We start from the raw sequence: 20,779 nt of genomic DNA, 5'->3' as shown, positions 1-20,779 counted from the left end.
GGCGCCCCCCAGCCGGTCGCCGTACGTCCCGAGGAGGACCTGGCCGTGGCGCCACGACTGGTGGGCGCGCAGGCGGGAGTCGTCGTCGGTGACCGGTGCCGGATAGGCCTCATCGACGGCGAGCAGGTCACAGGCCAGGACGTCGTCGTCGCACACCAGGCGGCCAGCGACGAGGTGTCCGGACCGAAGGCCGCGATCGGCGTGCCAGACCACCTGGCCGACCCCCAGCCACTCGGGCAGGTCGAACGGATCGACGTCGACGATCGGCTTCCTGGTCGGCGCGGGCTCCATGGCCGTCACTGTGTCAGATGGTGGAGAGCTCTTCGGGCGAGAGCCCCGCGTTGGGGCTGCGCGCGGCCTTGCGGCGGTCGTTCCACCGGGCGATGACCTCGGAGATGAGGTAGAGGAAGAGCATCGGCACGGCCATGAAGGTCATCGTGAAGGGGTCTGCGGAGGGCGTCGCCACGGCGGCGAAGACGAAGATGCCCACCACGATCCAGGGCCGGTGGGCGCCGAGCTGCTTACCGGACACCACGCCGGCGAGGTTGAGCATCACCACGAAGACGGGGATCTCGAACGCGAGGCCGAAGACGAGCAGGGTGCGCGTGAAGAACTGGAGGTACTCGTTGAACTCGACCAGGTTGGTCACTCCCGGCGGGTTGAGGCCGATCAGCACCTCAAGTCCCTTGGGTAGCGTGACATAGCCCAGCACCACGCCGATCAGGAACAACGGCCCGGCGATCGCCACGAAGATCCGCGACCACTTCCGCTCAGTCGCGTGCAGGCCGGGCAGGATGAAGGCCCAGACCTGGTAGAGCCAGAACGGCGCCGTGACCACCAGCGAGCTGAACCCGCACAGCTTCAGGTAGAGCATCAGCCCACCGGCGGCGCCCCCCGTCGTCGCTTCCGTGGTTCCCTCGGGCAGCCGCTCCGCCGCCTGGTAGTAGGGAGCGCTGATGAGGTCATACAGGGGCATCCTGAAGTAGAGCGCCACCGCCAGGCCGACGATCAGGAGGGTCCCGGCGCGCAGCACGCGGGCGCGCGCTTCGCGGAGGTGGTCCCCGAGCGCCATCCGGCCGTCAGGGCCGACAGGATGCGCAGGCTTGGCTGAGTAGAGACGGACGAACCGTCCGACGAAACTCACAGACGTGCGTCGACGATGCCCGGCTCAGCCGGTGTGCTTGTCGGAGCGGATCTCGGGCTCGACCTCGGACTGCATCGTGGGCTCGGCCTGGGTGGTCGAGGTGGGAGGCAGCTCGGAGGGAGCAGCAGGCGTCGCCGGCTTGTCGTCGTCGTCGCGCAGGCCCTTGGTCTCGGTCTTGAAGATCCGCAGGGCCTGACCGGTGCCGCGGGCGAGCTCCGGAAGCTTGGCTGCACCGAACACGAGCACCACGATCGCGAGGATGACAAGCCACTCCGCGCCCTGCGGCATGCCGATCAGCGGGTTGATCATGAGTTGCTCCAAAAGTCGGGGACGGCTGCTGCACTCATCCTACGCCGCCGTCCTGATAGAGCCTCAGCGCTGCCCGGGCGTCGGCAGTGAACGATTCGGCGAATTCTCGGGGTGCGATGACCGACGCGTGCGGTGCGACCCGGAACAGCAGCTGCTGCAACCAGGACTCGCTGGCCACGTCGAGGACCACGTCCAGCGTGCCGTCGGGGCCGGGCGAGGTCTCGTTGACCGGGTAGTACTCCGGCACCCACTGCGCGGCGGGCTGCAGTCGCAGCGTCACCGCGACGGTCTCGCCGTCTCCGCGGAACCAGCCGCCGGAGAGGTCGCGCGGCTCGGCTGCCCGCTCCGAGACGGCGTCGGGCAGCTCGGTCGCCGCCACGATCCGGTCGAGGCGGAACGCCCGGTCGCCGTTCGCGGTGTGGCACCACGCGTCGAGATAGGTCGCGTCGCCGACCCGCGTGATGGCGCGCGGCTCGACGATCCGCGACGACTGGTCGTCGCGGCTGGGGACGTAGTAGGAGATCTCCAGCTGGTGCCCGCGCTCGATCGCGCCCTGCAGCACGGGCAGGAGCTCAGCACCCGGCGAGGTGTCGGCAGCGACGTGGATCTGCTGGGCGGCGGACGCTGCTCCGGCTGCCTCGAGCTTGGCCAGCGTGCGCTCGACGACCTCTCGGGTCTCCGACGACGCGCTCTGCTCGACGGCCCGCAGCGCCACCACGAGCGCCGCTGCCTCCGACGGCCCGAAGCGCACGGGCCGGGCGAGGTAGTCGGCGTTGTCGACGCGGATGATCCCCTCGCCCTCGAGTGCGTCGAGGTCGACGTTGATCAGGTCGTCGGGGAACCCGCCCGGCAGACCGCACATGAAGAGCACCCGCAGGTCCTTGTCGAGCTGCGCGGCGTCGACCCCGAGGGCCTCGGCGGCCTCCGAGATGCGGACCTCGCCGCGCTGGTGCAGGAACGGCACGAGCGCGAGCAGTCGCCCGACCTGCTCGCGGGCCGCGTGCACGGTGGGCTTGGGCCCACCTCCTGCGCTCGTCACGACGCCACCCCACGCAGGCGCGAGACGACGTCGCTGCGCAGGTCCTCGGGGGTCTCCAGGACGGCGTTGGGGCCCAGCGCGAGGACCGAGCCGACGAGGTCGCGGGCCTGCCCGCTGACGGTGACGCGATCCCAGCCGGAGGCGTCGTCGGGTCCTGCGACGTCCTCGTCGATCGAGCTGGACAGGCGGCGCAGTGCCACGCCCGTGCGCTGGCGCACGAGCACGGTCGCCTCGATGTCGGGCGTGCGGTGGACCAGGTTGTGTGCCACGGCCTGCACGTCCGTCCCGGCCGGGACGTCGTACGCCGCCGACTTGCCGGTCAAGGTCACCTTCCCCTGAACCCGCGAGAGCCGGAAGACCCGCTCAGCCTGCCGGTCGAGGTCGAAGCCCACGACGTACCAACGCCCCGAGGACCGCACCACGCCCCACGGCTGGAGGCGGCGGGAGGCCGCCTCCTCACCGGGTCGGCGGTAGTCGAAGGTGATGACCCGGCGCTTCTGGGTCGCCTCCCAGCAGGCGTCGAACGCCGGCTCCTCGGCACGCAGGCTGGGCGGCACGAGATCGAGGCGGCTCGTGTCGATCTCGACGCCCTGGGCTGCGAGCTTGCGCATCGCCTCGGTGGTGGCCCGGGCCAGGGTGGCCTGCTCCCAGGCACGGGCCGCGATGCCCAGCACCGCGGCCTCGTCTGCCCCGAACCGGATCTCCGGCAGCGAGGAGGTGTCGGGCGAGATGCGGTAGCCGAGCTCGTCGTCGAAGTAGTTGTCGAGCGAGCCGACCTCGATCACGACGCCGAGCTCGCGCAGGTCGTCCTTGTCCCGCTCGAAGGCCTTCTCGAAGGCTTCGTGGCCACGGGGGTTGTCGGCGTACTCACCGTAGTGGGCACGTCGGATGTCCTGCTTCGAGACGAACCGGGTCTGGGCGAGCAGCATGATGTAGAGGTTGAGCAACCGCTCCGACTTCTCCGCCATGCCGCTCCCCCGTCCCTCGGTCAGCTCAGGTCAGGCTGCAGCGAGGATGTCGATGACGAAGAACAACGTGTCCGTGCCCTTGATGCCGGCGTCCTTGTTGCCTTCCTCGCCGTAGCCGTCGGCCGGCGGGATGGACAGGATGACGCGGGAGCCGACGGTCTTGCCGACGAGCGCCTTGTCCCAGCCGGCCACGACCTGGCCGACGCCGATCGGGAAGGACGCGGGGTCCGAGGAGAAGGACTCGTCGAAGGGCTGCTTCGCGTCGTAGACCTGGCCGAGGTAGTCGACGGCGATCGTCTGGCCGCTCTTCACGACCGGGCCGTCACCCTTGACCAGCGTGGTGTCGAGGAGGTTCTTGCTCGGCTTGTTGGCGTCCGCGAAGTCGAACCCGGTGACCACGCCGTCGGACTCGACGATCGACGGCGCCCACTTGGCGGGCTCGCGCTCCTCGCCGGAGGGCGCGTCGCCGACTCGGCCGAGCAGGTCGACCACGAAGACGAGACCGTCCTTGTTGCCGATGCCGAGCTGGGAGTTGCCGGCCTCGCCGAAGGCCTCCTCGGCCAGGCTCGCCACTGCGACACGGGAGCCGACCTTGTGGCCCTCGAGCGCCTTCTTGAACGGCTCGGAGACGTCGCCGACCAGCAGCTGCGGAGCCTCGGACTCGTAGCTGCTGTAGGCCTCTTCCTCGGTGAAGCCGTTGCCGATCCAGATGTGCGCGAGCGCACCGTCGCCCTCCTCGATGACCTCGCCGTCACCCTCGGTGACGACCTCGGTCTCGATGTCGTCGGGAGCGACCCGGCCTTCCCACTCGACCTTCGGGGCCTTGCCCACGTCTCCGGTGATCGTGACGTTGCCGAGGCCACCGGCCGAGCCGCTGTCGGCGTCGTCGGAGCCGCAGGCGCTCAGCGACAGGCTGGTGAGGACGAGGACGCCGCTGGCGGCGAGGAGGCGGGTGGTGCGAGACACGTTGGGTCACCTAGTCGTTGGTTGGCAGGACAGCGCGGTCACCCTATCCGGCCCGCCTGTGACCCGGCTGAACGACTCACATGCCATCGATGAGACGTTGCACGCGATCGTCGTAGGCCTTGAACGGGTCCTTGCACAGCACCGTGCGCTGGGCCTGGTCGTTGAGCTTGAGGTGCACCCAGTCGACGGTGAAGTCACGGCGGCGTTCCTGCGCCTTGCGGATGAACTCGCCACGGAGCCGGGCACGGGTGTTCTGCGGCGGCACGCTCTTGGCCTCGAAGATCTTCAGGTCGCTGGTGACACGGGCGACCGCGCCCCGCTTCTCCAGGAGGTAGTAGAGCCCCCGGTTGCGGTGGATGTCGTGGTAGGCGAGGTCGAGCTGCGCGATCCGCGGGTGGCCCATCGGCAAGCCGTGCTTGGCGCGGTAGCGCTCGATCAGCTTCCACTTGATCACCCAGTCGATCTCGCGGTCGACGAGGCCGAGGTCGTCGGACTCGATCGCCTTCAGGCCGCGCTCCCACAGGTCGAGGGCCTGCTCGATGAGCGGGGTGCTGATCTGGCGGCGGTCGACGAAGTCGCGGGCCTTGCCGAGGTATTCGGCCTGGATCTCCAGCGCACTGGCCTCACGGCCGTTGGCCAGGCGCACCTTGCGGCGCCCGGTCACGTCGTGGGAGATCTCCCGGATCGCGCGGATCGGGTTCTCCATCGTGAGGTCGCGCATCACCACGCCCTCCTCGATCATCCGCAGCACCAGGTCGCACGACGCGACCTTGAGCATGGTCGTCGTCTCGCTCATGTTGGAGTCGCCGACGATGACGTGCAGGCGGCGGTACTTCTCGGCGTCCGCGTGCGGCTCGTCGCGGGTGTTGATGATCGGCCGGCTGCGGGTGGTCGCGCTCGAGACGCCCTCCCAGATGTGCTCGGCGCGTTGGGAGACGTTGTACGCCGCACCGCGGGGCGTCTGCGTGACCTTCCCGGCCCCGACGATGATCTGGCGGGTCACCAGGAACGGGATCAGGACGTCGGCGAGCTTGCTGAACTCCCCGGCCCGCCCGACGAGGTAGTTCTCGTGGCAGCCGTAGGAGTTGCCGGCGGAGTCGGTGTTGTTCTTGAAGAGATAGATGTCGCCCGCGATGCCCTCGTCGTGGAGTCGCTGCTCGGCATCGAGGAGCAGCCCCTCGAGGATCCGCTCCCCCGCCTTGTCGTGGGTGACGAGGTCGACGATGTCGTCGCACTCGGGCGTCGCGTACTCAGGGTGGCTGCCGACGTCGAGGTAGAGCCGGGCGCCGTTGCGCAGGAAGACGTTGCTCGAGCGCCCCCAGCTCACCACCTTGCGGAACAGGTAGCGAGCGACCTCGTCCGGGCTCAGCCTGCGCTGGCCCTTGAACGTGCACGTGACGCCGTACTCGTTCTCGATACCGAAGATCCGCCGGTCCATGAGTCCACCCTACGGGTCCGAGGGCAACCTGAGGTCGAGTCGCAGAGCCGAATGATCGGTGTGTCCCGAGACCCTCGAAGAGTGCTCGAGCACGCAGTCGACGACACGGGGCGCCAGGTCTGCGCTGACGAAGGCATGGTCGTAGCGGCACCCGACACCGGAGTGGTCCACCCAGCTCACCTCCGGGCCGACTCCGTGCGCGTCCACGAACCCGTGGGCCTCGCTCAACCGGTGGTAGAACGCCGTCTCCTCCGGCAGGACGTGTGGGAGCGGATCGCCATGGCCGGGGGCGACGACGTTCAGGTCGCCGATCAGGACGCACGGCTCGGGCACGTCCAGCGTGCCGAGCGCGAGGTCCAGCTCTGCCAGCCAGTCGCGCTTGCGGCGGCGCTGCGTGGCGCTGGAGTAGCGGACCGGGTCGCTGGCCGCGCCGTACACCCCGAGCACGAGGAGCCCCTGCCACCTCGCAGGAAGCAGGCGCCCAGGAAACGAGGGGGGAACCGCGACGTCGGGGGCCGGCTCGAGGGTGCCCCGGCGGGCGACGAGGAGCACGCCGTAGTCGTCGCAACCGCTGGCGAGCACGGAGTGCCCTGCCTCCCGGCACACCTGCGCGATCAGCTCGGAGCCACCGCCGCGGGCGACCTCGGTGAGGACCAGCAGGTCCACGGGCCGGTGCCACAGCCACTCGAGCAGCCCAGCAGCCCGCTCACGCGTGGGTCGGGCGACGTTGAGCGTGAGCAGGCCGACCACGTCAGGGCAGCGGGTTGCCCGGGTCGCCGGGCGGTGTCCCGGGAGCCGGCGGCTGCGACGGGTCCGGGATCGGCGGCTGGGGAGCCGGCGGGGGCGCGACCGGCGGGTCGGTCGGCGGCGCCGTCGGCGGTGCGGTCGGGGGTGCCGTCGGCGGGGGCACGTGGTGCTCGGTCGGCTCACCGCTCATCGGGTTCTCGAGCGGCGGCACTCCCCCGCTCACCTGGTCGGTGGGGTCGCCGGGGTCGTCGGTGACCGGTGCGGACGGGGGCGTCGCCCCTGCGGTGTCGTCGCCCTGCGGCACGTCGGGCTGCTCCGGACCGCGATCGCCCAAGATCTCGACGAGCCGGGTCTCGCGCAGCCGCACGAACTTCCGCGGCTGGGTGCGGGTGCGGTCGAGGATGGCCACCTCGAGGTCGTCGACCGGGATCACGCGGTCGCCGGCGTCGGTGTGGCCCAGCGCGGCCACGGCGACGTGCAGGGCATCCTCGAGGGTCGAGCCCTCGACGTAGTGCTCCTTGAGGTGGGTGGCCACGGTGTCCGCGGCACCGCCCATCACGGCGAAGCCGTGCTCGTCGGCGACCTGGCCGTCGTAGGTCAGGCGGTAGAGCTGGTCGTCGGCCGGTGTGTCGCCCACCTCTGCCACGAAGATCTCCACCTCGTAGGGCTTCTCGCCACCACTGGAGAAGATCGTGCCGAGCGTCTGGGCATAGGCGTTGGCCAGCCCGCGGCCGGTGACGTCGCGGCGGTCGTAGGCGTAGCCGCGCATGTCGGCCAGCCGCACGCCGGCGATGCGCAGGTTCTCGAACTCGTTGTAGCGACCGACCGCGGCGAACGCGATCCGGTCATAGATCTCCGAGACCTTGTGCAACGCCTGGGACGGGTTCTCCGAGACGAACAGGATGCCGTCGGCGTACTGGATGGCGACGACCGAGCGACCGCGCGCGATGCCCTTGCGCGCGAAGTCCGCACGGTCCTTCATCAGCTGTTCGGGCGAGACGTAGAAAGGGGTGCTCATGGGTGCGGTCCTCAGATCAGGGCGGCAGCAGGGCCGTCGGGGCGCTGCATGCGGGCGGCGAGCATGCGGTCGGCGATGTCGGCGACTTCGGCGTCCGCGACGCGGTAGCCACCGTCCGCGGTGATCACGTGCACGACCGGGAAGATGCGGCGCGTCAGGTCGGGGCCTCCGGTCGCGGAGTCGTCGTCGGCAGCGTCGTAGAGCGCCTGGAGGACGGCGGTCACGCAGCCCTCGGCGGAGAGGTCCTCGCGATAGACCTTCTTCAGCGAGCCGCGGGCGAACAGCGAGCCCGAGCCGACACTGTGGAAGGAGGTCTCCTCGTAGCGGCCGCCGGTCACGTCGTAGCTGAAGATGCGACCCTGGTCGGTGTTGAGGTCGTAGCCCGCGAACAGCGGCACCACGGACAGGCCCTGCATGGCCATCCCGAGGTTGGCGCGGATGAGCGCGGCGAGACGGTTGGCCTTGCCGTCCATCGAGAGCGTGGTGCCCTCGATCTTCTCGTAGTGCTCGAGCTCGGTCTGGAACAGGCGCACCATCTCGACGGCCAGGCCGGCGGTGCCGGCGATGCCGACGACGGAGTACTCATCGGCCGGGAAGACCTTCTCGATGTCGCGCTGGGCGATGATGTTGCCCATCGTGGCGCGGCGATCACCCGCCATCACCACGCCGCCGGGGAACGTCGCCGCGACGATGGTGGTGCCGTGGGGCGCCAGGTCGCCGGCGTTGCCGGAGGGTACGGCGCGGCGCGAGGGCAGCAGGTCAGGGGCCTGGACGGCGAGGAAGTCGCTGAAGGACGAGGAGCCCGGCATCAGGTAGGCAGCGGGCAGGCGCGGATCGCTCACTGGCCACCCTTCTGGATGAACGACTTCACGAAGTCCTCGGCGTTGGTCTCGAGCACGTCGTCGATCTCGTCGAGGATGGCGTCGACGTCGTCGTCGATGACCTCCTTGCGCTCGGCAACGTCGGTCTCGACGACCTCGTCGGTCGCCGTCTCGTCCTGGGTGGACTTGCGCGGTTGCTTCTGTTCCTGGGCCATGTCTCCGACCCTATCCACAAATGGAAACCGCGCACGCGAACCGCCCACCGGAGGCCACGCGGGCTTGTCGGGGGTTGAGGAAGGCGCGCTAGCGCGCGTCACGAAACCGAAGACTTGGCGGGGTTGTCCACACGTCCTGGCTGGCGTGATTCGATCCGTCGAAACGTGGTGACTCTCGACATGCGCCCTACGCCTACATGCTCCGCTGCTCCGACGGCACCTACTACGTCGGCAGCACCTGGGACCCCGAGCACACGTCAATCAGCACAACGGCGACGAAGGGGCGGCCTACACGCGCCGTCAGCGGCCCGTGGAACTCGTCTGGTCTGCCGAGTTCCAGCGCATCGACGAGGCGTTCGCGTGGGAGAAGCAGGCGCTGCGGATGCTCGCGAGCCCTGCTCGCGGATCCGACCAAGGTTCGAGGGGTTTTCGTGGGGTTCTGGTGTGTTGCAACACCCAGGATGGTTCGATTCCCCCGCCTATGCGGGGGAACCAAACGTTCCTGAGGGTTCCAGCCATCAGCGGCTACCAGGCCTGGAGGGCGGCTGTACTGCGACTCCGCCGAACCTGGTCCTCAAGCTCCGAGGGCTGGCGCGCTCCAGACTCGGTCAGCGGGCAGTGAGGCGGTTGACGAGCTGGAGGGCGGTGTCGCACTCGTCGAGCAGCGCACCGACGTGGGCCTTGCTGCCGCGCAGCGGGTCGATCGTCGGGACGCGCTGGAGCGACTCGCGGCCGGGCAGGTCGAAGATCACCGAGTCCCACGAAGCGGCGGCGACGTTGGCGGAGTACTTCTCCAGGCAGCGCCCGCGGAAGTAGGCCCGCGTGTCCTCCGGCGGGTCGTGCATGGCTTGCTCCACCGAGGCGTCGTCCAGCAGCCGCTCGATCCGGCCTGCGGCGACGAGCTTGGCGTAGAGCCCCTTCTCGGGACGGATGTCGCTGTACTGCAGGTCGATGAGGTGCAGCTTCGCGTCGTCCCAGTCGAGGCCGTCGCGGTCGCGGTACTGCTGCAGGAGCTTGAGCTTGGCGACCCAGTCGAGCTCGCGCGCGCACTGCATGGGGTCGTGCTCGAGCCGGGTCAGCACCGACTCCCAGCGGGCGAGCACGTCGATCGTCTGGGCGTCCGCGTCGTCGCCCAGCCGGTCGTCGACGAACTTCCGGGCCAGGTCCAGGTATTCCATCTGGAGCTGGACGGCCGTCATCGTGCGGCCGTCGTGCATCGTCAGCAGGTGCTTGAGCGTGGGGTCGTGCGACACAGCGCGCAGCGACGCCACCGAGCCCGACACGGCCAGGTCGGTGGTGATGAAGCGGTCCTCGATCATCGCGAGCACCAGCGCGGTGGTCCCGACCTTGAGGTAGGTCGACACCTCGGACAGGTTGGCGTCGCCGATGATCACGTGCAGCCGGCGATACTTCTCCGGGTCGGCGTGCGGCTCGTCGCGGGTGTTGATGATCGGGCGCTTGAGCGTCGTCTCCAGCCCGACCTCGACCTCGAAGAAGTCGGCGCGCTGGCTGACCTGGAAGCCGTGCTCGTGCCCGTCCTGCCCGATCCCGACGCGACCCGCACCGCACACGACCTGGCGGCTGACGAAGAAGGGCGTCAGGTGGCGCACGATGTCGGCGAAGGGCGTCGAGCGCCGCATGAGGTAGTTCTCGTGGGCGCCGTAGGAGGCGCCCTTGTTGTCGGTGTTGTTCTTGTAGAGCACGATCGGCGCGGCGTTCGGCACCTGCGAGGCCAGCCGCTGCGCATCGAGCATCACCTGCTCCCCCGCCTTGTCCCACCTGACGATGTCGAGGGGCGAGGTGACCTCGGGCGTGGAGTACTCCGGGTGTGCGTGGTCGACGTACAACCGGGCACCGTTGGTGAGGATGACGTTGGCGAGGCCGAGGTCCTCGTCGGTGAGCTGGCTGGCATCGGCGACCTGTCGCGACATGTCGAAGCCGCGGGCGTCGCGCAGCGGCGACTCCTCCTCGAAGTCCCAGCGCGCGCGCCGCGCCTTGACCGTCGAGGAGGCGTAGGCGTTGACGACCTGCGACGAGGCGACCATGGGGTTGGCAAGGGGAAGTCCCTGCACCGAGATGCCGTACTCGACCTCGGTGCCCATCACCCGACGTACGCTCATGCCATGAGCCTACGGCTGTGGGACGAACACGTGGTGCCGCGACTGGCCGATGCCTCGCTGAAGGGCCACGAGATCGGCGAGCTGCGCGGCCAGGTGTGTGCCGAGCTGACCGGCCGAGTCCTCGAGATCGGCTTCGGTTCCGGCCTCAACATCCGCTGGTATCCGCCGTCCGTGACCTCCGTGAGCGCCGTGGAGCCCTCGGATGTCGGATGGGGGCTCTCGCAGAAGCGGCGCCGGCGCAGCGCCGTACCCATCGAGCGCGCGGGTCTCGACGGACAGCACCTCGACCTGCCCGACGGCAGCCACGACAGCGCCCTGGTGACCTTCAGCCTCTGCACGATCCCCGACCCGGCGCTGGCGCTCCGGGAGGTACGGCGTGTGGTCGGCCCGGCAGGACGGCTGCACTTCCTCGAGCACGGGCTCGCCCCCGACCCCGGCGTCCAGCGCTGGCAGCGACGCTGCGAGCCCTGGGAACGTCGACTGGCCGGAGGTTGTCACCTGACCCGGGACGCGCCGGCGCTGATCGAGGCCAACGGCTGGGAGATCGAGAGCCTGGAGGCGTTCTACCTGCCCGGCCCCGCGATCGCGCGGCCGTGGACCCATCTGTCGGCCGGTGTCGCCCGCTCAGCCTGAAGCCTTGTCCTCTTCGCGCAACCGCGGTTCGGTGGTGAGCTCGGGCCGGATGCCGCGCTTGTCGGCGTAGAACTCCCGGACACGGTCCATGTCGGCCTTGACGTCGCCGGTCAGCTCGAACGTCGGCCCCCAGCCCACCGTGCGCGAGACGCTGTCGATGTAGGCGAGAGTGACGGGGATCCCGGTCTTCTGGGAGATGCGGTAGAAGCCGGACTTCCAGTAGTCGGACTTGCTGCGCGTGCCCTCGGCCGCGAGGCCCAGCAGGAACGACTCCTCGACCTCGGCCTCGGCCAGCAGCGTGTTGATCGTCTCGGTCGGGTCGGACCTGTCCAGGGCAACGGCCCCGGTGGAGCGCAGGATCGGGCCGAGGATGCCCTTGAAGAACTCCTTCTTCACCAGCAGCCGGATCTGCACCTGGCTGTCCCAGGCCAGCAGCATGGTGAGGACCCAGTCCCAGTTGGACGTGTGGGGTGCGCCGACGAGGATGCCGCGCTGCGGCACCTGTCCGGCGGTGCGCCAGCGGAAGAGACGGAGCAGGACGCGCGCCAGCGTGCGTCGGACCAGGAAGTGACGGCTCATGCGCGCACTTTAGAGCCGCACCCACCGGGTCGGGTCAGCGGCTCCGCAGCTTTCCGAGGACGGCCAGGACGACGAGCACGATGACGACGATGACGAGGATCTTGATCATCAGGTTCTTCTTTCGTTGGTCACAGGTATTGGCCGGTGTTGGCGACGTTGTCGATGGAGCGGCCGGGCTCGGTGCCCTGCTTGCCCGTGATGAGAGTGCGGATGAAGACGATCCGCTCGCCCTTCTTGCCCGAGATGCGGGCCCAGTCGTCGGGGTTGGTGGTGTTGGGGAGGTCCTCGTTCTCCTTGAACTCGTCCACGCACGCCTGCAGCATGTGCTGGACGCGGAGGCCGCGCTGGTGCTGCTCGAGGAAGTCCTTGATCGCCATCTTCTTGGCCCGGTCGACGATGTTCTGGATCATCGCGCCGGAGTTGAAGTCCTTGAAGTAGAGGACCTCCTTGTCACCGTTGGCGTAGGTGACCTCGAGGAAGCGGTTCTCCTCGGACTCGGTGTACATCCGCTCGACCGTCGCCCGGATCATCCCGGCCACGCACGCGTCGGCGTCGTCGTGGAACTCGGCGAGGTCGTCGTCGTGCAGCGGCAGGTCGGCGGTGAGGTACTTGGTGAAGATGTCACGCGCGGACTCGGCGTCTGGCCGCTCGATCTTGATCTTCACGTCGAGCCGACCGGGGCGCAGGATGGCCGGGTCGATCATGTCCTCGCGGTTGGAGGCACCGATGACCAGGACGTTCTCCAGGGTCTCGACGCCGTCGATCTCGCTGAGCAGCTGGGGGACGATGGTGTTCTCCACGTCGGAGGAGACCCCCGAGCCGCGGGTGCGGAACAGGGAGTCCATCTCGTCGAAGAACACGATGACGGGCGTGCCCATCGACGCCTTCTCGCGGGCCCGCTGGAAGACCAGCCGGATGTGCCGCTCGGTCTCGCCGACGTACTTGTTGAGCAGCTCGGGGCCCTTGATGTTGAGGAAGTAGGACTTGCCGGAGCTGCCGGTCTTCTCGCTGACCTTCTTCGCGAGCGAGTTGGCCACGGCCTTGGCGATCAGCGTCTTGCCGCAGCCGGGAGGGCCGTAGAGGAGCACGCCCTTCGGCGGCTTGAGCTTGTGCTCCTTGAAGAGCTCGGGGTAGAGGTAGGGCAGCTCGACGGCGTCGCGGATCGCGTCGATCTGCGTGATCAGCCCGCCGATCTGCGAGTAGTCGATGTCGGGGACCTCTTCGAGGACGAGCTCCTCGACCTCGGACTTGGGTACCCGCTCGTAGGCGTAGCCGGCACGGGAGTCCAGCAGCAGCGAGTCGCCGGCCTTCGGCAGGACGTCGAGCAGGGGGGCGGCCAGCCGGACCACCCGCTCCTCGTCGCCGTTGCCGATGACGAGTGCGCGCTGGCCGTCCTCGAGCAGCTCCTTGAACATCACGACCTCGCCGACCTTCTCGAACGCGAGGGCGGCGACGACGTTGAGGGCCTCGTTGAGCATGACCTCCTGGCCCTTGACCAGCTCGTCGAGGTCGACGGCCGGGCTGGCGTTGACCCGCAGCTTGCGCCCGCCGGTGAACACGTCCACGGAGTCGTCCTCGTTGCGCGCGAGGAAGGTGCCGAAACCGGCCGGCGGCTGGGCGAGCCGGTCGACCTCCTCCTTGAGCTTCATGATCTGGTCGCGGGCCTCGCGCAGTGTCTGGGCGAGGCGCTCGTTCTGGCTCGTCACCGCGGCGAGCGAGCGCTGCGTGTCGGCGAGCCGGAGCTCGAGACCGCGGGAGTGGCCGGGCGCCTCGGTGAGCCGGCGCCGGAGATCGGAGACCTCGGCCTCCAGGAAGCGCACCTGAGTGACCAGCTCGTCGGGATTCATCCCGGACCCCGCGGGCGTAGATGTCGGTTCGGACATGTGCGTCACCTCCTGTTCCTTCGGACATTACCCATCATGGGAAGGGACGGAAGCGGTTATCGCGCCGTGTTGGTCACGATTTCGACGCGGCCGGGTCGTTGAGCAGGTGGATGGCGTGCAGCTCGGCGTCGGTGAACTCCCCCGAGACGGCCAGGACGCGCTGCAGCACGGCCGACTTGCGGGCGATGTAGGTGTCGATGTCCATGTCCGGGTCGGCGGCCAGGGCGCGCTTGACCTCGGCGTAGGCGTCCCGCAGGTCCTGGTGCGTGCGGAGCGCGTCGCGTACGGCGAGGTGGTTGCGCACGTTCGTGGTCCCGGCCGCGCAGACGTAGACGTGACGGCGCGGCGAGTCGTCAGGGGCGACGAAGGCCTCGCGGCCGACGACGCCGAGGTCGCCGCGGTGGACGTAGCCGATCTCGGTCAGGGCCGACACTGCCGCCGGCACGGCGGCCGGGGGGACGATGACGTCGATGTCGAGGATCGGCTTGGCGGCGAGGCCGGGCACCGAGGTCGACCCGACGTGCTCGACCCGGGAGCCTGGCACGGCCGCGAGCGCCGTACGCAGATCGGCGGCCACGCGCTCGAAGTCGCGAGCCCAGTCAGCGGACCATGCGACGACCTCGACGCTCACTCGACCGGCTCGTCGACGACCTCCAGCGGCGGCAGGTCGGCCGGTCGCGGGCCGGTGTAGTCGATCCCGTAGGCACCCGGCGCCGGACGGCGCGTCTTGCGCAGGACCTTCTCCCCCGGTGCCATCCGGCGGGCGGTGACCAGGAAGGCGGTGTGGCCGATCATCTTGTGGTCGGGGCGTACGGCGAGGCCCTCGACGTGCCAGTCGCGGACCAGCGACTCCCAGGGGTGCGGCTCGGTGAACCCGCCGTGGGCACGCAACGTCTCCACGACGCGGGAGAGCTGGGTGGTGGTGGCGACGTAGGCGCAGACGATGCCGCCGGGCACGAGCTTCTCGGCGACCATGTCGATGCAGTTCCAGGGGTCGAGCATGTCGAGGACGATCCGGTCGACCTGGCCCTCGATCTGGGGCAGCAGCAGCTTGAGGTCGCCCAGCTGCAGGTCCCAGGCCGGGTGGGACGTCCCGGCGGGCGCGTTGAAGAACTGGTCGACGTTGCGCTTGGCGACCTCGGCGAACTCCTCGCGCAGCTCGTAGGACGTCACCTTGCCCCACGGGCCGACGGCGCGCAGCAGCGAGCAGGTGAGCGCGCCGGAGCCGGCACCGGCCTCCACGACACGAGCACCGGGGTAGATGTCGGCGAGCGCCACGATCTGCGCCGCGTCCTTCGGGTAGACCACCGCCGCGCCGCGGGGCATCGAGACGACGAACTCGGAGAGGAGCGGCCGGAAGACGAGGTACTGCCCACCGGCGGACGAGGTGACGGTGAAGCCCTCGTCACGCCCGATCATCTCGTCGTGGTCGAGGTGTCCCTTGTTGGAGAAGAAGCGCTTGCCCGCGGTCAGCTCGAAGTTGTGCTTGCGACCCTTCTGGTCGATCAGGCGCACCCACTCCCCCTCGCGCAGCGGGCCGCGGTGGACACCCGACCACGCCTCGGCGGGCACGTCGGGACTGATCGGCGTTGAACTCTCAGGCATGCGCGGAACCCTAGTGGGGTCAGGCTCAGGCGCGTGACTCGCGGAAGGCCTTGTCCACGTCGGCGGTCGCGAGCACGCCCACCACCGAGCCGTCCTCCTCGACCAGGAGGTATTCGTCCGAGGGCCGTCGGCTGATCGCCAGGATCAGGTCCTCGCCGGCGATCTCCGCCGGCAGGGTGAGCCCGTCCTCGAGGGTCCGCGCGACCGTGCTGGTCGCGACCCACGGCCGGCGCTCGACGGGAGTGGCCTGCACGGCCGCCTCGCTGACGATGCCGGTGGGCCGCCCGGACGAGGTCACGGTGACGATGCTGCCGGCGTCGACCTCCTGCGCGCGGCGGACGGCCTCCGCCAACGGCGTGTCCTCGGGTACGGCGAGGGTGCGGCGGGCCAGCGGCCGCGCGACGAGGTGGGGCAGCCGCCTGCGCATCCGCGCGTGCGACATCGCCGCCGTGGCGCCGGTCCACAGGAACAGGCCGAGCACGACGACCAGGAGGTAGTCGAAGAACGTCGGAGGGACGCCGAAGAACTCGCGCTGGATCAGCGGCCACCCGAGCAGGGCCACGGCTGTCAGTCGCCCGCCCCAGCCGGCGACGATGGTGCCCTTGTTGGCATCGCCGGTGGCGCCCCACACCGCGGCCTTGAGCACCCGCCCACCGTCGAGGGGCAGGCCGGGGACCAGGTTGAGCACGCCGATCAGCAGGTTGGCGCCGGCCAGTCCCTCGACGGCGACCCGGACCAGCCCTTCGGGCAGCAGGAACCACAGCCCGACCGAGGCCAGGCCGACGGCGATCGAGGTCAGCGGCCCCACGACGGCGATCCAGAACTCCTGGCGAGGACGCCGGGCCGAGCCGTCGATCTCGGTCATGCCGCCCAGGAAGTGCAGGGTGATCGAGTTGACGCCGAAGCCGTAGCGCTGGGCCACGATCGCGTGCGATGCCTCGTGCAGGAGCACCGAGAGGTAGAGGACGATCGCGAACACCAGCCCGGCGACGTACTTCAGCGCGCCCAGCCCCGGCTCGACCTGCTCGATGCGGGGCGCGATGGCGAACGCGATCAGTCCCGCGATGATGAACCAGGAGCTGGTGACCAGGACGTCGATCCCTGCCAAGGACCCGATGCGGATCGTTCCCGGCGGCCGCGAAGGCGCTTTCTGCGTCACCGTGCGACCCTATCCGGCTGGTCGTCGAACGCCGCTGTCGGCGCCGCCGCCTAGGGTGCGCCTCATGCACCGACAGTCGCCCGCCGAGATCGTCTCCACCCCGGTCGACGGGGTCGACGTGCTCGGTGCGCTCTCGCCGAGCCGGGCCGGCGACTTCATGACGTGCCCGCTGATGTATCGCTACCGCACCATCGACAAGCTGCCCGAGCAGCCGTCGGTCGATGCCGTGCGCGGCACGGTCGTGCACAAGGTCCTCGAGGACCTCTTCGACCTGCCTCCTGCCGATCGCACGCCCGATGCCGCCGCCGACCTGCTCGTGCCGTCCTGGGACGCGTTGCTGGCCGAGGCTCCGGAGCTGGCCGAGATGTTCGGTGGCGAGGGCCCCGACGTGGCGTCGTGGCTCACGAGCTGTCGCGAGGTCCTGACGCGCTACTTCACGCTGGAGGACCCGCGGCGCCTCGAGCCCGCGGAGCGCGAGCTGTACGTCGAGGCGCTGCTCGACTCCAAGCTGTTGCTGCGCGGCTTCGTGGACCGGATCGACGTCGCGCCCGACGGCCGGATCAGGGTGGTCGACTACAAGACCGGGACGGCTCCCGGCGAGGCCTTCGAGGCCAAGGCGCTCTTCCAGATGAGGTTCTATGCGCTGGTCATCTGGCGCACCCGCGGCGTCGTCCCGGCGATGCTGCAGCTGGTCTACCTCGGCAACGGCGAGCTGCTGCGCTATGCACCGGACGAGGACGACCTGCTCGCGACCGAGCGCAAGGTCGAGGCGATCTGGCGCGCGATCTCGGAGTGCAAGGAGACCGGTGAGTGGCTCCCCCACCGGTCGCGGCTGTGCTCGTGGTGCTCGTTCAAGGCCCACTGCCCGGAGTTCGGGGGCACGCTCCTGCCGATGCCCGAGCGGCTGCCTGTCCCCGATCCGGCCGGCGACCTCGACACCGACGAGGGTGTCGTCACCGCGCCCTGAGGGCTACAGCGAGGCCAGGTCCGCCGCGGTCATCCCGACGAGCGTGTCGCGGAAGACCCGGCGCTCACCCTCGAGGATCGGGACGTGGTTGGGCACGCACAGCACCAGGCAGCCCGCGGCCTCCCCCGACTTGGCGCCGGTGTTGGAGTCCTCGATCGCCACGCAGTCCTCGGGAGCGACGCCGAGCTCGGCGGCGGCCGTGAGGTAGGGCTCGGGGTGCGGCTTGCCGAACTCGACCCGGTCGCCGGTCACGAGCGTCGCGAACGTGTCGGCCGGCAGGTGCTCGAGGATCGGCGCGACGAAGCGCTGCCACGACATCGTCACGAGCGCACACGGCACGTCGTTGGCCCGCAGGTCGGCCAGCAGCTCACGCGCGCCCGGGCGCCACGGCACCGACTCGCGCACTCGCTCGACGACCCCGTCGAGGAGCTCGTCGACGATCTCCTGGGGTGTCAGGTCGATGCCCATGTGCACCCGGATGTAGACGCCCGACTCGAGCAGCGCATTGCCCACGAGGTTGAGGGCGTGCTCGTCGGACCAGGTGCCGCCGTACTTCTCCGCCATCGCGTATTCCGTGGCGATCCAGTAGGGCTCGGTGTCGACGAGGGTTCCGTCCATGTCCCACAGGACCGCGGCGAGAGTCACGCATGGATCCTGACACGCAGCGACGCGTCACGTTCCACCGCCCAGTTCAGGCCACCGCCGACCCCGATGCCGAGCGCCGCTCCCCCGAGCGCGTCGATCGGGTGGTGCGCTGGGAGGATCCACGGTGTGCCCAGCTGCTGGACCAGCCGCACGGGCACCGGTTCGGACGCGTGGTCGTTCAGCGTCTCGAACACCCACCGATCAAGGGGCGGGTGTCGGTCGGCGCCCAGAGCGGCGAGGCTCGTGACGGCCATGCCCGCCGCGCAGGCTGCGGCATCGCTGCGGCGTCCACGCGGACCCCAGCCCGCGTCAGGGGCCGTCAGGTTCGACTGCAGCAGCGTGCTCACCCCTCCACACCGGACGACTCGTGGGGCTGCGATACCCGTGTCCGGCTGCGCGCATGCGCCGCATGCCGCCGGCCCGAATGGGCACCGTCCTCGACATGACAGACGACTCCGACCTCCCTCCCCCGTCCGATCGCGGCCTGGCCGTCGTCACGGGCGCCTCGACCGGCATCGGGCGGGCCTTCGCCGAGATCTTGGCGTCCGAGGGCTTCGATCTCGTGATCGCCGCCGACGAGGGCCTGATCCACGACGTCGCCGACGACCTCAGGGTGACGGGGCGACGCGTGACGTCGGTGCACGTCGACCTCTCCGCCGGGGTGGGCGTCGAGCACCTGCACGAGGTGGCCATGGCACAGCCCGGCCCGGTGACGGTCGGGATCCTCAACGCGGCCATCGGTGTGCACGGCCGGTTCGACGAGGCGGACATCGAGGCGCAGCTGAGGTTGATCGACCTCAACGTCCGCTCGACCGTCCACCTGGCCAGCCTCCTCACCCGCGACATGGTGATGCGTGCGCAGGGCAGGTTGCTGTTGGTGTCGTCCATCGCCGGGAAGGGCCCGGGCCCGGGCCACGCGACCTATGCCGCGTCCAAGGCGTTCGTGCACTCCTTCGCGGAGGCGATCCGCCACGAGCTTCGTGGGACCGGGGTCTGCGTCACCTCGCTGCTCCCGGGCCCGACGGACACCGCGTTCTTCGAGCGGGCCGGAATGCAGCACACCAAGGTGGCGCAGGGCCCGAAGGACAGCGCCGAGACCGTGGCCCGGCAAGGCTTCGACGCCCTGATGGCAGGCAAGGACCAGGTGGTCGCGGGCGCTGCCCGCAACAGGGTGCAGGCGGCCGGTGCAGGCCTGGTGCCCGACCCCTTGGCGGCGGGCTTCGCCGCCCGACAGACACAGGAAGACGACGACACGGTCGCCGAGGACCGCGGAAGGAGCAAGGGATGAAGGCAGTGACATGGCAGGGGCGGCACGACATGCAGGTCCGGGAGGTGCCGGACCCGGAGATCCAGGAGCCGACCGATGTGGTCATCGACGTCACGTCGACCGGCCTGTGCGGCTCCGACCTGCACCTCTACGACCCCCTCACCCCGTTCATGACCCCCGGTGACATCGTCGGCCACGAGGCGATGGGAGTCGTGCGCGAGGTCGGCGCCGCCGTCACCCGCCTCGAGGTCGGCGACCGCGTCGTCGTCCCGTTCAACATCAGCTGCGGCGCGTGCTGGATGTGCGAGCGAGGCCTCTTCAGCCAGTGCGAGACCACGCAGAACCGCGAGCACGGCACGGGCGCGAGCCTGTTCGGCTACAGCAAGCTCTACGGCCAGGTCCCCGGCGGGCAGGCCGAGGCCCTCCGGGTCCCCTTCGGCGACACGTTGCCGATCAAGGTGTCGCACGGACCCGTCGACGACCGCTTCGTGTTCTTGTCCGACGTCCTGCCGACCGCGTGGCAGGCGGTGGAGTACGCCGATGCCGACCCGGACGCGACGCTGCTCGTCATCGGGGCCGGTCCGATCGGCGACATGGCCTCCCGGATCGCGATCCACCGCGGGCTGCGCGTGATCAGTGTCGACTCGGTGCCCGAGCGTCTTGGCCGCGCCCACGCGATCGGGGCGGAGCCCATCGACATGTCCGAGGTGGAGGACGTACCCGCCCGGGTGCGTGAGCTGACCGACGGCCGTGGCGCGGATGCCGTCATCGACGCCGTGGGCATGGAGGCGCACGGCTCGCCGGTGGCGGAGACCGCACAGAAGGCGCTGGGGCTGCTCCCCAAGAAGGTCCAGGAGAAGGTCATGCTGACCGCGGGGTCCGACCGGCTGGCGGCGCTCCACACCGCCATCGACGCCGTACGGCGAGGCGGGACCATCAGCATCTCCGGCGTCTACGGCGGGGCCACCGACCCGCTGCCGATGTTCCAGCTCTTCGACAAGCAGGTGCAGCTGCGGATGGGCCAGGCGAACGTCCGCCGCTGGAGCGACGACATCTTGTCGTTGCTGGAGGAGGACCAGGACCACCTGGGCGTGGAGGACTTCGCCACCCACCACCTCCCGCTCAGCGACGCACCCGAGGCCTACCGCAGCTTCCGTGACAAGGAGGGCGGCATGGTCAAGGTGGTCTTCACCCCCTGAGGGCTGGGCGTCGGGCACGTGGTGCCACCTAGGTGTTCTGTCCACGGAGGTTAGGCA

General features: G+C 69.8%; 24 protein-coding genes. 5 read left to right on the top strand and 19 right to left on the bottom strand.

Annotation, left to right across the window (positions count from 1 at the left end):
- The 11 genes from CF8_RS22520 to CF8_RS09360 all read right to left on the bottom strand — a co-directional run.
- Positions 1-291: hypothetical protein (locus CF8_RS22520; protein ID WP_036490666.1), on the bottom strand; the 291-nt coding region annotated here is incomplete at its 3' end.
- Positions 292-304: 13 nt separating this feature from the next.
- Positions 305-1,144 (bottom strand): twin-arginine translocase subunit TatC, encoded by an 840-nt coding sequence (gene tatC / locus CF8_RS09405; protein WP_036490663.1) that lies wholly within the window; start codon positions 1,142-1,144, stop codon positions 305-307.
- A gap of 24 nt (positions 1,145-1,168) precedes the next feature.
- A complete protein-coding gene (gene tatA / locus CF8_RS09400) occupies positions 1,169-1,453 on the bottom strand; it encodes a twin-arginine translocase TatA/TatE family subunit (RefSeq protein ID WP_010832884.1) in 285 nt (94 codons plus the stop codon).
- 34 nt (positions 1,454-1,487) lie between these two features.
- Positions 1,488-2,492: a helix-turn-helix transcriptional regulator gene (locus CF8_RS09395; RefSeq protein WP_051204181.1), complete on the bottom strand. Its 1,005-nt coding sequence runs from the start codon at positions 2,490-2,492 to the stop codon at positions 1,488-1,490.
- On the bottom strand, positions 2,489-3,460 hold the full coding sequence (locus CF8_RS09390; RefSeq protein WP_010832882.1) for a helix-turn-helix transcriptional regulator: 972 nt from the start codon (positions 3,458-3,460) through the stop codon (positions 2,489-2,491). Before CF8_RS09390 ends, CF8_RS09395 begins: the two co-directional genes overlap by 4 nt.
- 30 nt (positions 3,461-3,490) lie before the next feature.
- Positions 3,491-4,426, bottom strand: a complete 936-nt coding sequence (locus CF8_RS09385; protein ID WP_010832881.1) for an FKBP-type peptidyl-prolyl cis-trans isomerase — start codon at positions 4,424-4,426, stop codon at positions 3,491-3,493.
- 76 nt (positions 4,427-4,502) lie between these two features.
- Complete coding sequence (gene pafA, locus CF8_RS09380; RefSeq protein WP_010832880.1) at positions 4,503-5,864, bottom strand: Pup--protein ligase; 1,362 nt, start codon at positions 5,862-5,864, stop codon at positions 4,503-4,505.
- A gap of 9 nt (positions 5,865-5,873) precedes the next feature.
- On the bottom strand, positions 5,874-6,614 hold the full coding sequence (locus CF8_RS20890) for an endonuclease/exonuclease/phosphatase family protein (protein WP_010832879.1): 741 nt from the start codon (positions 6,612-6,614) through the stop codon (positions 5,874-5,876).
- A 1-nt stretch (position 6,615) separates the two neighbouring features.
- On the bottom strand, positions 6,616-7,629 hold the full coding sequence (gene prcA, locus CF8_RS09370; RefSeq protein WP_010832878.1) for a proteasome subunit alpha: 1,014 nt from the start codon (positions 7,627-7,629) through the stop codon (positions 6,616-6,618).
- An 11-nt stretch (positions 7,630-7,640) separates the two neighbouring features.
- Positions 7,641-8,471 carry a proteasome subunit beta gene (prcB, locus tag CF8_RS09365; protein WP_010832877.1) on the bottom strand — a complete coding sequence of 277 codons (831 nt, stop codon included), beginning with the start codon at positions 8,469-8,471 and terminating at the stop codon, positions 7,641-7,643.
- Entirely contained in the window at positions 8,468-8,665 is a 198-nt protein-coding gene (locus tag CF8_RS09360; protein ID WP_036490661.1) for a ubiquitin-like protein Pup, read from the bottom strand. Before CF8_RS09360 ends, prcB begins: the two co-directional genes overlap by 4 nt.
- Before the next feature lie 205 nt (positions 8,666-8,870).
- On the opposite strand from CF8_RS09360, the gene CF8_RS23685 reads away from it, so the two are divergent.
- Positions 8,871-9,287 (top strand): GIY-YIG nuclease family protein, encoded by a 417-nt coding sequence (locus tag CF8_RS23685; protein ID WP_442937102.1) that lies wholly within the window; start codon positions 8,871-8,873, stop codon positions 9,285-9,287.
- Here CF8_RS23685 and dop read toward each other — a convergent pair.
- Positions 9,274-10,785 carry a depupylase/deamidase Dop gene (gene dop, locus CF8_RS09355; RefSeq protein ID WP_010832876.1) on the bottom strand — a complete coding sequence of 504 codons (1,512 nt, stop codon included), beginning with the start codon at positions 10,783-10,785 and terminating at the stop codon, positions 9,274-9,276. The two genes, CF8_RS23685 and dop, sit on opposite strands and share 14 nt — an antisense overlap.
- 3 nt (positions 10,786-10,788) lie before the next feature.
- Here dop and CF8_RS09350 point away from each other — a divergent pair, with 3 nt between their 5' ends.
- Positions 10,789-11,418 carry a class I SAM-dependent methyltransferase gene (locus CF8_RS09350; protein ID WP_010832875.1) on the top strand — a complete coding sequence of 210 codons (630 nt, stop codon included), beginning with the start codon at positions 10,789-10,791 and terminating at the stop codon, positions 11,416-11,418.
- Here CF8_RS09350 and CF8_RS09345 read toward each other — a convergent pair.
- The 5 genes from CF8_RS09345 to CF8_RS09325 all read right to left on the bottom strand — a co-directional run bounded on the left by CF8_RS09345 (position 11,410) and on the right by CF8_RS09325 (position 16,644).
- Positions 11,410-11,997 carry a 1-acyl-sn-glycerol-3-phosphate acyltransferase gene (locus CF8_RS09345; protein WP_010832874.1) on the bottom strand — a complete coding sequence of 196 codons (588 nt, stop codon included), beginning with the start codon at positions 11,995-11,997 and terminating at the stop codon, positions 11,410-11,412. The genes CF8_RS09350 and CF8_RS09345 overlap by 9 nt on opposite strands.
- 128 nt (positions 11,998-12,125) lie before the next feature.
- Entirely contained in the window at positions 12,126-13,880 is a 1,755-nt protein-coding gene (gene arc, locus CF8_RS09340) for a proteasome ATPase (RefSeq protein ID WP_051204180.1), read from the bottom strand.
- A 73-nt stretch (positions 13,881-13,953) separates the two neighbouring features.
- Positions 13,954-14,511, bottom strand: a complete 558-nt coding sequence (locus CF8_RS09335; protein ID WP_010832872.1) for a GrpB family protein — start codon at positions 14,509-14,511, stop codon at positions 13,954-13,956.
- Positions 14,508-15,485 (bottom strand): tRNA (adenine-N1)-methyltransferase, encoded by a 978-nt coding sequence (locus tag CF8_RS09330; RefSeq protein ID WP_036490658.1) that lies wholly within the window; start codon positions 15,483-15,485, stop codon positions 14,508-14,510. Before CF8_RS09330 ends, CF8_RS09335 begins: the two co-directional genes overlap by 4 nt.
- Positions 15,486-15,510: 25 nt before the next feature.
- Positions 15,511-16,644: a site-2 protease family protein gene (locus tag CF8_RS09325; RefSeq protein WP_036490656.1), complete on the bottom strand. Its 1,134-nt coding sequence runs from the start codon at positions 16,642-16,644 to the stop codon at positions 15,511-15,513.
- A gap of 64 nt (positions 16,645-16,708) precedes the next feature.
- Between CF8_RS09325 and CF8_RS09320 the strand changes: the two genes are divergently transcribed.
- Complete coding sequence (locus tag CF8_RS09320; RefSeq protein WP_010832869.1) at positions 16,709-17,611, top strand: RecB family exonuclease; 903 nt, start codon at positions 16,709-16,711, stop codon at positions 17,609-17,611.
- Positions 17,612-17,614: 3 nt separating this feature from the next.
- Here the strand turns inward: CF8_RS09320 and CF8_RS09315 are convergent, their stop codons facing one another.
- Entirely contained in the window at positions 17,615-18,256 is a 642-nt protein-coding gene (locus tag CF8_RS09315) for an HAD family hydrolase (protein ID WP_010832868.1), read from the bottom strand.
- The gene (locus CF8_RS09310) at positions 18,253-18,603 is read right to left on the bottom strand and encodes a hypothetical protein (RefSeq protein ID WP_010832867.1); all 351 of its coding nucleotides are present in this window, start codon (positions 18,601-18,603) and stop codon (positions 18,253-18,255) included. The genes CF8_RS09315 and CF8_RS09310 overlap by 4 nt, the downstream gene beginning before the upstream one ends.
- Before the next feature lie 95 nt (positions 18,604-18,698).
- On the opposite strand from CF8_RS09310, the gene CF8_RS09305 reads away from it, so the two are divergent.
- Complete coding sequence (locus tag CF8_RS09305) at positions 18,699-19,544, top strand: SDR family NAD(P)-dependent oxidoreductase (protein WP_036492733.1); 846 nt, start codon at positions 18,699-18,701, stop codon at positions 19,542-19,544.
- Complete coding sequence (locus tag CF8_RS09300) at positions 19,541-20,722, top strand: zinc-dependent alcohol dehydrogenase (RefSeq protein ID WP_036490654.1); 1,182 nt, start codon at positions 19,541-19,543, stop codon at positions 20,720-20,722. The genes CF8_RS09305 and CF8_RS09300 overlap by 4 nt, the downstream gene beginning before the upstream one ends.
- Positions 20,723-20,779: the final 57 nt, after the last annotated feature.

It is taken from the genome of Nocardioides sp. CF8 (assembly GCF_000389985.1).
Classification (GTDB): domain Bacteria; phylum Actinomycetota; class Actinomycetes; order Propionibacteriales; family Nocardioidaceae; genus Nocardioides; species Nocardioides allogilvus.
Note: the sequence above shows the minus strand (reverse complement) of the source record. Positions and strands in the feature narration are given on the sequence as shown.

Excerpts from the sequence above, each read along its gene's own strand:
- tatA (WP_010832884.1), bottom strand. The coding sequence starts at position 1,453 with ATGATCAACCCGCTGATCGGCATGCCGCAGGGCGCGGAGTGGCTTGTC.
- CF8_RS09390 (WP_010832882.1), bottom strand. The coding sequence starts at position 3,460 with ATGGCGGAGAAGTCGGAGCGGTTGCTCAACCTCTACATCATGCTGCTC.
- pafA (WP_010832880.1), bottom strand. The coding sequence starts at position 5,864 with ATGGACCGGCGGATCTTCGGTATCGAGAACGAGTACGGCGTCACGTGC.
- prcA (WP_010832878.1), bottom strand. The coding sequence starts at position 7,629 with ATGAGCACCCCTTTCTACGTCTCGCCCGAACAGCTGATGAAGGACCGT.
- CF8_RS09360 (WP_036490661.1), bottom strand. The coding sequence starts at position 8,665 with ATGGCCCAGGAACAGAAGCAACCGCGCAAGTCCACCCAGGACGAGACG.
- dop (WP_010832876.1), bottom strand. The coding sequence starts at position 10,785 with ATGAGCGTACGTCGGGTGATGGGCACCGAGGTCGAGTACGGCATCTCG.
- CF8_RS09350 (WP_010832875.1), top strand. The coding sequence starts at position 10,789 with ATGAGCCTACGGCTGTGGGACGAACACGTGGTGCCGCGACTGGCCGAT.
- CF8_RS09345 (WP_010832874.1), bottom strand. The coding sequence starts at position 11,997 with ATGAGCCGTCACTTCCTGGTCCGACGCACGCTGGCGCGCGTCCTGCTC.
- arc (WP_051204180.1), bottom strand. The coding sequence starts at position 13,880 with ATGTCCGAACCGACATCTACGCCCGCGGGGTCCGGGATGAATCCCGAC.
- CF8_RS09330 (WP_036490658.1), bottom strand. The coding sequence starts at position 15,485 with ATGCCTGAGAGTTCAACGCCGATCAGTCCCGACGTGCCCGCCGAGGCG.
- CF8_RS09320 (WP_010832869.1), top strand. The coding sequence starts at position 16,709 with ATGCACCGACAGTCGCCCGCCGAGATCGTCTCCACCCCGGTCGACGGG.
- CF8_RS09305 (WP_036492733.1), top strand. The coding sequence starts at position 18,699 with ATGACAGACGACTCCGACCTCCCTCCCCCGTCCGATCGCGGCCTGGCC.
- CF8_RS09300 (WP_036490654.1), top strand. The coding sequence starts at position 19,541 with ATGAAGGCAGTGACATGGCAGGGGCGGCACGACATGCAGGTCCGGGAG.